7 protein-coding genes and 4 tRNA genes are annotated in these 10143 nt (G+C 40.4%); all 11 read right to left on the bottom strand.

Features of this window, described 5'->3' with window-relative positions; genetic code table 11:
• Nucleotides 1-180 precede the first annotated feature (180 nt).
• The 11 genes from EF384_RS06730 to EF384_RS06680 all read right to left on the bottom strand — a co-directional run bounded on the left by EF384_RS06730 (nt 181) and on the right by EF384_RS06680 (nt 9434).
• On the bottom strand, nt 181-2721 hold the full coding sequence (locus EF384_RS06730) for an ATP-dependent Clp protease ATP-binding subunit (protein WP_123780516.1): 2541 nt from the start codon (nt 2719-2721) through the stop codon (nt 181-183).
• A 17-nt stretch (nt 2722-2738) separates the two neighbouring features.
• Nucleotides 2739-3197 carry a CtsR family transcriptional regulator gene (locus tag EF384_RS06725; RefSeq protein WP_123780514.1) on the bottom strand — a complete coding sequence of 153 codons (459 nt, stop codon included), beginning with the start codon at nt 3195-3197 and terminating at the stop codon, nt 2739-2741.
• Between the two features lie 238 nt (nt 3198-3435).
• Complete coding sequence (locus EF384_RS06720; RefSeq protein WP_199729731.1) at nt 3436-4449, bottom strand: isocitrate/isopropylmalate dehydrogenase family protein; 1014 nt, start codon at nt 4447-4449, stop codon at nt 3436-3438.
• Nucleotides 4450-4482: 33 nt separating this feature from the next.
• Nucleotides 4483-5799: a CitMHS family transporter gene (locus tag EF384_RS06715; protein WP_123780512.1), complete on the bottom strand. Its 1317-nt coding sequence runs from the start codon at nt 5797-5799 to the stop codon at nt 4483-4485.
• Between the two features lie 261 nt (nt 5800-6060).
• Nucleotides 6061-6765 carry an HAD family hydrolase gene (locus tag EF384_RS06710; RefSeq protein WP_123780510.1) on the bottom strand — a complete coding sequence of 235 codons (705 nt, stop codon included), beginning with the start codon at nt 6763-6765 and terminating at the stop codon, nt 6061-6063.
• Nucleotides 6766-7153: 388 nt separating this feature from the next.
• Complete coding sequence (locus tag EF384_RS06705) at nt 7154-8197, bottom strand: glycosyltransferase (RefSeq protein WP_094518896.1); 1044 nt, start codon at nt 8195-8197, stop codon at nt 7154-7156.
• Between the two features lie 15 nt (nt 8198-8212).
• Complete coding sequence (locus tag EF384_RS06700) at nt 8213-8815, bottom strand: TVP38/TMEM64 family protein (RefSeq protein ID WP_094518895.1); 603 nt, start codon at nt 8813-8815, stop codon at nt 8213-8215.
• A gap of 241 nt (nt 8816-9056) precedes the next feature.
• A tRNA-Pro gene (locus EF384_RS06695) sits at nt 9057-9130 on the bottom strand.
• Between the two features lie 17 nt (nt 9131-9147).
• Nucleotides 9148-9221 (bottom strand) — tRNA-Arg (locus tag EF384_RS06690).
• 14 nt (nt 9222-9235) lie between these two features.
• A tRNA-Leu gene (locus EF384_RS06685) sits at nt 9236-9320 on the bottom strand.
• Nucleotides 9321-9362: 42 nt separating this feature from the next.
• Nucleotides 9363-9434: transfer RNA gene (locus EF384_RS06680), tRNA-Gly, on the bottom strand.
• Nucleotides 9435-10143: the final 709 nt, after the last annotated feature.

The following is a 10143-nucleotide window of genomic DNA, read 5'->3' as shown; positions in this document are numbered from 1 at the left end:
AAATTGTAAATTCGTCATACAAAAAACAGGAATTTGTATTGAACCGCATCTCAATCCATACAAAATCGCGAAATCCTATTGAATGAAAATCCATTCCATAATCACAGCAACAATATCGTAAAAAGCAACAAAAAAACTGGGCCATTTTTCAATGGACCCAGTTTCCTTTAACCTACTAGATTATTTAGCTGATTTGATTAAGTCTTTGACGTCATCAGTGTCTTCTTGGCCATCCGGATGTTTCACGCGGATGTACAATTCACCTTGACGAGCGCCGACTGTGACAACATCGTCAGCTTGGATACGACCAGCAATCAGCATTTCTGCAATTGGGTCTTCCACTTTTTGTTGGATGACACGACGCAATGGACGTGCACCGTATTCTTTGTCGAAACCTTTGCTGGCGATTTCTTTGTTGGCAGCTTGTGTCACACGAAGTTTAACACCTTGTTCTGCTAACAAGTCGCTTAGCGCAGCAGTGAATTTTTGTACGATTTCGATGATTTGTTCTTCCGATAAGGTATGGAAGGTAATAATTTCATCGACACGGTTTAAGAATTCTGGTCTAAAGGCTAGTTTCAACTCTTTACGGATACGGCTATCCATTTCGGCATGGTCCTCAGTTGCTTGTTTGGCACCGAAACCAAGTGTCTTCTCGTCACGGATGGCCGTGGCACCTAAGTTAGATGTCATGATCATCACAGTGTTACGGAAGTCGACTTTACGGCCTTTAGAGTCAGTGATGTAACCATCATCTAAGACTTGTAATAGCATGTTGAATACATCTGGATGTGCTTTTTCGATTTCATCGAATAGGATCACTGAGTATGGTTGTTGACGGACCTGCTCTGTCAATTGACCACCTTCGTCATAGCCTACATATCCTGGTGCTGAACCAATCATACGAGAGGTTGAGTATTTTTCCATGTATTCAGACATATCTAAACGAATCATGTGTTTTTCAGAACCAAACATTTCGCTAGCTAAGGCTTTGGCTAACTCAGTTTTACCAACACCTGTAGGTCCAAGGAACATGAATGAACCGATTGGACGGTTTGGATTCTTGATACCTGAACGTGCACGACGAACGGCACGAGACACACTTTTCACAGCTTCATCTTGACCTTTCACACGTTTGTGTAATTCGTCTTCAAGATGTAGCAATTGTTGGTTTTCAGATTGGGTTAATTGTTGTACTGGAACACCTGTCCACATACCCACAATTTCCGCTACTTCTTTGGCACCAATTTCTAGGTCGTAATTGGTATCTTCTTCTACTTGAGGTTTGTTATGTAAGTCAAAAACTTGTTGTGTTAAGGCTTGTTGTTGTTGATGTACTTCAGCAGCCTTTTCAAATTCTTGTGTATTGACATAATGTTTCTTCAAGTTTTCAAGATCCATGACTTGGGCACGAATACCCGCAATTGTTTGGTGTCGTGTATCTTTATCACCGTGGTCTAAGCGTGCTGTCGCAGCAGCTTCATCCATAATATCGATGGCCTTATCTGGTAAGAAACGGTCAGCAATATAACGGCTACCTAAACGAACTGATGCTTCGATGGCTTCATCAGTAATTGCCACACGGTGGAATTTTTCGTAATCTTTACGGATGCCTTTTAGAATTTCAATCGCATCAGCTTCAGATGGTTCTTCAACCATTACTTTGGCAAAACGACGTTCTAGGGCAGCATCTTTCTCGATATATTTTTGGTATTCATTAAGGGTTGTGGCACCAATTACTTGTACATGACCACGTGCCAAGGCAGGTTTCATCAAGTTCGATGCATCAATTGCACCTTCAGCGGCACCCGCACCAATTAAACTATGTAACTCATCGATGAATAAGATGATATTGCCATCTTTTTCAGTTTCTTCAAGCAAGTTCTTCACGCGGTCTTCAAATTCCCCACGGTATTTAGTACCTGCAACTAAAGAACCGACATCTAATGAAACCACACGTTTATTGGCTAAGGTAGAAGCCACATCATTGTTGGCGATAGCAATCGCTACAGCTTCAGCAATGGCTGTTTTACCTACACCTGGTTCCCCAACTAAGACAGGGTTATTTTTGGTACGACGGCTTAGGACTTGCATCACACGACGTAATTCTTTTTTACGACCGACAACTGCATCTAATTGACCGTTGCGTGCTTGGGCCGTTAAATCACGAGTTAATGAATCTAAGGTTGGTGTCGCACTTTGTGGACGTTTGCTGCCACGCGCTGCTTGTTGTGGGTTGTTCGCTTCATTGTTGCGATTGCGAACTGGTGGACGTTGACCGATTGCACGGTAAATATCCTTACGTAATTTTTCAATGTCTACATCTAAGTTTTTTAGAATGCGGACTGCTAATACTTGGTCTGCAATTAATGACAAAAGAATATGCTCTGTGCCAACAAGCGTTACTTGTTGACGTTGCGCTTCTTCGCCAGCAATATATAAGACTTTGCGTGAGCGTGGTGAGTACACCAAACGGCTCAACTCAATCGGATTTTCATCGGCTTCATCTTGGCCATAACCAATGACAAATTCAACTTCTTCTCTAACAGCATCGTAACTTGGCAAGTGATTCACTAAAACATTGTGCGCAATTCCCTCAGGTTCACGGTACAATCCTAGCAACAAATGTTCTGTTCCAATGGCTTTATGACGAAATTGCTTTGCTTCTTCAGCAGCGTACAACAAGGCCTGTTTTGCTTTCTCTGTGTAAATTTCGCTCATAAGGTCCCCCTATCTCGTTACCGGTATTTTAATTTCACCAACATAGCACCCAAAATCAGCGATCTGATTTCATCGGCATTGACAATTTTACCTAAGGCATCTTTATCAATTGCGGAATGCATAATATGTGCTTCATTTTCGGTAACAATTTCATTGACTAATAGATTTTGAATAATCGCAGTCGCGTCGCTCAGGCTGGTTTTACTTTTAATCAAATCAACCATCGCGTCGATTAAATCAGCTTCATCTACTATTTCTAGTTTCATGATGCGGATATAACCACCACCACCACGTTTACTTTCTACGATATACCCTTTTTGCGGCGTAAATCGTGTATTGATAACATAATTAATTTGTGAAGGAACACACTGGAATTGGTCAGCAATTTCACTTCGGCTAATTTCAATATGTTCTTCTTGTTGGAGTATTTGTTTCAAATAGGACTCTATAATATCAGACATATTTTTATTTTTCATTTTTCTCACCTCAAGCCTGACTAATTTTCTGTTCTACTTCTTGACTAATTTTGACTAATCACTATTATCATACGAAATTCAATCAATTTAGTCAATCCATAAGCTCGTCAGAAGCTTGACCAATTCCCCCCTTTCAAATATTTTTCTAGCAGAAGATAGCAAAAGGGTAGTGTAAAAGGTTGCTAGTGACTTTCCCTTTACCCCACCCGATGCTTAAAAAGAGCTAGATATTCAAATGTTATTTCAATAATTGTGAGATGATTCTATCAGTAAATGCTGTTGTAGACAAGTCTCCACCCAAGTCCCGGGTAAAATTATTAGCGTCAGACAAAACAAGTGCCAAAGCTTCGCGTATTTTCTTCGCATCATCTTGTAAAGAAATATAATCTAATAAGTCCGCAAAAGCTAGTAAAATGGCTGTTGGATTTGCAATTTCTTTTCCGGCTATATCTGGTGCTGAACCATGAACAGCTTCAAAGATGGCTATATCATCACCGATATTGGCTCCCGGCACCAAACCTAAGCCACCAATCAAGCCGGCCATCAGGTCTGATAAAATATCCCCGTACAGATTTTCCGTTACGATAACGTCGAATTGTTGTGGCTTCATGACCAATTGCATGGCCATATTATCCACCAACACTTCGCGAGTTTCAATCTGCGGATACCCTTCAGCAACTTCACGCGCTACTTTCAAAAATAAACCATCTGATAACTTCATGATATTGGCTTTAGTCACGATTGCTACCGAATGACGATCGTTGGCAACCGCATATTCATAGGCTGCACGGACAATACGCTCCGTTGCTTGACGTGTAATAATTTTAATTGAATGTGCTTCATCCGGTGAAATTTGCTCTTCAACGCCGGCATATAAATCTTCCGTATTCTCTCTAAACAAGACAATATCCACATCACGATGCAAGGCCGGAATTTGACCGAGCACGCGAATTGGTCGGATGTTGGTGTGTAAGTTGTAGTGCTTGCGCAGACTCACATTCACACTACGAAAACCATGACCAATCGGGGTAGTAATCGGGCCCTTCAAAGCAACCCTATTCTTATCCAGTGATGCGTAAACATCTTGAGGAATCAGTTCACCCGTTTGATCAAATGCCTCTTGACCAGCCACCACTTCATCCCAGACGATCGCCGTGTTGAGCGCTTGAGCAACCCGCTTCACAGCCACAGTAATCTCCTTACCGATGCCATCGCCCGGAATGAGTGTGATACTTTTCTTATCTTCTGCCAAAAAATCACTCCTTTTCCAATCCTGTTAGTCCTATTATAGCGAAATCGGTAATAGGTTAAAAATGGCCGCCGTGATCACGTAAACGATGAAAATTCCTGCGGATACGACAAGACCTTTCTTTTGCCATTCGCCCCATTCAACGCCTGTTAAACCAAGTAATACGTATGAGAATGGTACAAGCGGGCTAAATAGATGGAATGCTTGACCGATTAATGAAGCAAAGGTCAATTGTAATGGTGTAAAGCCATATGCAGAGCCGGCTTCGGATAGAATCGGCATCATGCCATAGTAGAAGGCATCATTGTGTAAAAAGTAGGTACCTGGCGCTGAAATAATCGCTACGATTAGGCCGTAGAAGCTACTTAATGACTCAGGAATAATGGCAATCAATGAGTTAGCAATGGCATCAGACATACCTGTTGCATTCAAAATCCCCATGAAGATACCAGCACCGAATACCGTCATTACTACGGCATTGGCTTCAGATGCATTGCCGTCGATACGTTCTTTTTGGTCTTTAGGATTTGGATAGTTGATGAGTAAGGTCAAGACTGTCCCAACCATAAAGATAATGGCAGACGGTACTGAACCTTGTACTAAGGCATAAATCACTGCGACTACAATCAATAAATTGATCCAAACGTTTTTCGGACGACGCAATTTCAAGGCTTCAGGGTCTTCAATGACCATCATGGATTGCATTTCTTGTTCTGACAAGTTCACCACACCCAGCGTTTTACGTTCTTGCAAACCGAAAATCCAAGCGATCACAAACATGTAACCCAAGCCAGCAATCATCATCGGTACTAAACCAGCCATTACATCATTCGTTTCAACACCCATAACGGCAATAGCACGGGCTGTTGGTCCACCCCATGGCAATAAGTTGACGATTGAATGTGAAGTCATCGTTAGCACAGCTAAGTTCAATAACGACATGTTCAATTTTTTATAGATGGGCACCATAGCGGTACACACAATAATCATGGTGGCTGTACCATCCCCATTTAGGGAAACCGCAGCAGTTAGAGCAACGGTTGCTATGGCAACTTTCAATGGATCCCCTTTAGCAAAGCGAATCATTGCATTAGACAAGGGATCAAATAAACCAGCATCAATCATGATGGTAAACATATAAATAGCGAAAAATAGCATAATCCCTGTCGAAGCAGTTGTTAACAAGCCATCCATAGCAGCCTGGCCAATATCAATATTCCATAACCCAAAAACCTGACCTACAATGGCCCAGAGTATTGGTAAGAAGACCAAACCAATAAAAGGCGACATCTTCTTGCGCATGATCACAAACATAAAAACAATAATTAGGGCATATCCCATTCCAGCTACCATAAATAAAACACCTCCAAATTTTTCCTTGCATTGTACAATTGGATTCATCATGTACTAATGTGTTTTTAATGTCAATGTAGTTTACATAAATTACATGATTTTGTCATTTTATGTCACATATAATGGCACTTATATTTGTTTTATCTATTGGAAAGAAAAAAACCACCAGAACGCATGTCCTGATGACCCAATTCATATGAGATAATCTCACATGAGATGTTTACTTTTGTATTTTAAAAGTACGATTTAAAGTCGCTGATTTTATAAACCCGTGATTAAGGTGCGAATTTCTAAGAAATCGTCTGTCGTGCACGTGGCTACCGTATTTTCACGTTCTTCTTTGGCGAAATGAATGGCTTGCCACCCAGCATTGATGGCACCTTCAACGTCATTCGCATAGTCATCCCCAACAAACAAGATATCGTGTGGGTCAACTTGTAAATCACGCGCAATTTGATCAAAGGCTGCTTTATGTGGTTTCGACACGCCCATGGCTTCTGAAATATACCAACGTTCTTGCGGAATGTATTTTTCCATGCCAAGACTTGATAGTTTGTCAATTTGGGCTTTTGTTGAGCCATTGGTTAAGACAAATAAATGTTGCCCTGAAACCATCGCTGCTTCCATTAAAGCTACTAATTCATCGGATAATGTTAATTTGTGTTGGAAATCATTCTTAGCTTGATTAAATTTCTTGGCTAAGTCCTCATCAATTTCCTTACCAAAATGCGCATACGTCAAAATCACGCGGTCATTTTTAAAGGCTGCTTCGGTTTTTTTACCAGCCATAAATGCCTGGTATTCACTTTCTGAAAATTGCGCATAGATATGGTTGAATGTCGCAAAATCTACATCAACAGCATAACCTGCTTCTCGGCCTTCTACTTGCATTAAATCAAATGTCTGTTCATAAATTGTTAAACGGTTGTATATGGTATCGTCTAAATCAAATCCAAGTGCTTTCATATCTATCCCCTTTTCAATCATTTTTCAATTTTACCAAAGACGATTGCATTACGCATTAAAAAGAGGCCGAAATGATAAAGATGCGATGGATTTGATTAGGCATCTTTTACACACCAACCACTAGCGCCCTTGTCTAATGCGCATTTGAGGGGATTTTTGATAGAAAGTATCATGATATATATTTTTGCTTCTATCCTGGTTGATAAATCCAGAATTACGGTACTATTTATTGATATTGGTGCGCGTCCTATGAAGTTGCGGTACTATTTGCTAAGATTTGCGCGCCTCCGACCAAAATGCGATACTATTTACCAAGATTTGCGCGCCTCCGACGTCTACGCACACAAAAAAATCCCAGAACATCCAAGTTCCGGGATTTTGATATTTGCTAGAAGGTACCGAAGAAGTTGTTGCTTTCTTGCTTTTCTTCTTTGAGTAAACCCATGGCATATTGATATTCATAAATGTATTGTTGGCCTACATTTTGAATGCTCTTAAGGCTGGCTTGTTGGTAACCACTGTTTGAAAGTGATGGTAAATCACCGTCTAATAATCCCTGTAATTTGTTTTTAAAGTCATCTAGGCTATTTGCCTTGTAGACATCTTTGTCGCCTGCTAAATAGTCAAAAACAGGCAAATCAGACACTATCGTATCCACACGACTGGCTAAGGCTTCTAAAAGGACGATACCTTCTGTTTCCTCATGCGTCATGAATAAATATACGTCCGCCATCTGATAGGCAACACGCACCTCATCACGCGGAATGTAACCAGCGAAGATAAGGTTGTCCAGTTTGGTATTGATCGCCTTTTTCACATCTTTAGGCAAGGCATAAGGATTTGAGTAGCCAAACCAAATAAAAGTTACCTCGGGCATTTGTTTGGCTAGTTCGACAAACTCAATAATACCCTTACGTTCGATTTGAAGGCCGACGGAAATGGCGACTTTCTGGTCTGATGCTAGCTTGAAACGCGCGCGCATGGCTTGAACTTCGCCCTCGCTCGCCTGCCAGTAAGACAAATCAATACCGTTTGAAATCACGTGAATGGGCTTGTCAATATCGTAACGTTCAAGGACGTCTTTGGAATATTGGCTGGGCGTCAGGATTAAATCGGCTGAGTTGTAGCATGTGTTCAACCAATATTTGAAGCCTTTCGATGCTTGATTTGAGAACATGTAGGAGTTTTTGAAGTCCTCCATAGTTGAATGGGCATGGTAGACTACTGGCTTGCCCGCTGCTTTTACCCGTTTGGATAGCATTAATGAATTGGGGAAAACAGTGTTGATATGGGCAATATCAAAGTCATCCTTATAGTTTGTTGTATAAGGAATGCCCGCTGACGTAAGGGCCATTTCTTGGTGCAATTGCGCACGCCCCACGCCACTTTGTTTAATTGATTTTTTCATATCGCTATGTAGTAAGATTTTCATACGAATCTCCCTAACTTAAAAGAATTTGCCTGCTAGATCTATGATAAAAATAGTTGCGTAGGAGTAGATCAGGATGGTGACGGGTTTTCCGACCGCTAAGATTTGAACAAACCGTTTGAAAGACAAGTTTGTTAGACCAGCCACATAACATACAACATCTGCAGGCATGAAGGGTAGAATGAGCCCTAAAATTAAGATGCGCTCAAATCGATTCCGATCTTCCAACCAGTGAATGGCCTTTGCATAATATTTATCCCCTACGAGAATGTGAACGAGACTGCGACCAAATCTACGTGCCAAGTAGAAATTGAATACAGAGCCAAGAAAAATGGGTAACAAGTTACACATAAATCCGCCCACGTTACCAAACATGTACACGCCTAACGGAATGGTCACAGATCCCGGAATAACCGGTATCACCGTCTGCAAGAATTGAATGAGTACAAAAACGATAGGTGCTGTCACACCAAATTGCTTCATAAAATCAAGAAACGCCTGCTTATCCGTCAATAAACCCTTGTGCCAAGCCCAAATCATAAAAGCAATTGTGGCTACCGTACCAACTATGTTTAACACGTTAATAAGCTGTTGGACAAACTGTTCATGACGTTTCACCATAGAAATCGCATCCTAAGCATAATTCACATCTCCAAAAAGCTAATTATTCTCTTTACTAAAAACAGTATAACAGTATTTACGTTATTCTTCTTCAATAAACATTGTAAACTTTTTATAAACAATTCCACTAGGCCTTAAGTCTTATTTATTGGCGAAAAAGACAATTGCGGCCAATGTGATTACTTTTATTATATAACAAAAATCAAAAAAATAGGATAACCCTACTGAGCTACCCCGTTAGTCGGGAAAACAGGATTCGAACCTGCGACCCCTTGGTCCCAAACCAAGTGCTCTACCAAGCTGAGCTATTTCCCGTACATAAAAATAAAACATGCACCCAGCAGGATTCGAACCTGCAACCGCCTGATTCGTAGTCAAGTACTCTATCCAGTTGAGCCATGGGTGCAAAAATATAAAAAATGCCGAGGACCGGGGTCGAACCGGTACGAGGTTAACCCTCGCAGGATTTTAAGTCCTGTGCGTCTGCCAATTCCGCCACCCCGGCATATTTATAAAAATATTTAAATGGTTTGTCTTGTTAAGACAAAGCGGAAAACGGGGTTCGAACCCGCGACCCCCACCTTGGCAAGGTGGTGCTCTACCACTGAGCTATTTCCGCATGTGTTTTTGTTTCGTCAACTGACGACTAGATAATAATATCATCTGATAGCAAAGCTGTCAATAATATTTCTAAAAAAAATTCAAAAAATTTGAAAATAATTTTTTTAGCCCTCTAAAAACCAATGAAATCAATTCTTCACAAATTCTTCAAAATTTTCGTCAAAATCTTCATTATTAATTCAAAGCTGTCTTCTATTATATACACATACCCAATATTTAAACTTTTCTTCATACAAATCTTTCTCCTCCCAAACGAAAGATTAAGAACCCTACCGTCTCCCAACGGTAGGGATTTTTTTGTTTTGGGAGCAGTAGATCTGAAAACAAAATAATGAAAGAGGGCCAGCCCTCTTTTCATTTTGACGATTACCAAAAATACAGGACGTTCACCGTGGGTAGTTATACTGCACTTGTTGAGAAAACTGCGATTATAGAATGAACCTCCCATTCTCTAATTTTGGGCGCTTTTATCAAGAATAGATCGTGGTTCTATAAAATATCTTATTTTTTTATAGCATATATTTCCATATTTGATAGATTTTTTTATTTATAAAGAACGAGCCGTCATATAATAATATTCGTCAATTATTTATAGAATGAAATTTTATACTATAAAATTCCGCATTATTTTCTAGTATTTGGAATTATTCTATCATTCCCTCGTTGACAATACAGCAAAAACGGTTGGAACCATTTGTCCCAACGGT

Origin of the sequence: Aerococcus agrisoli (assembly GCF_003797145.1) — a bacterium.
Lineage (GTDB): Bacteria > Bacillota > Bacilli > Lactobacillales > Aerococcaceae > Aerococcus > Aerococcus agrisoli.
This window is presented reverse-complemented; position numbering and strand designations above follow the sequence as displayed.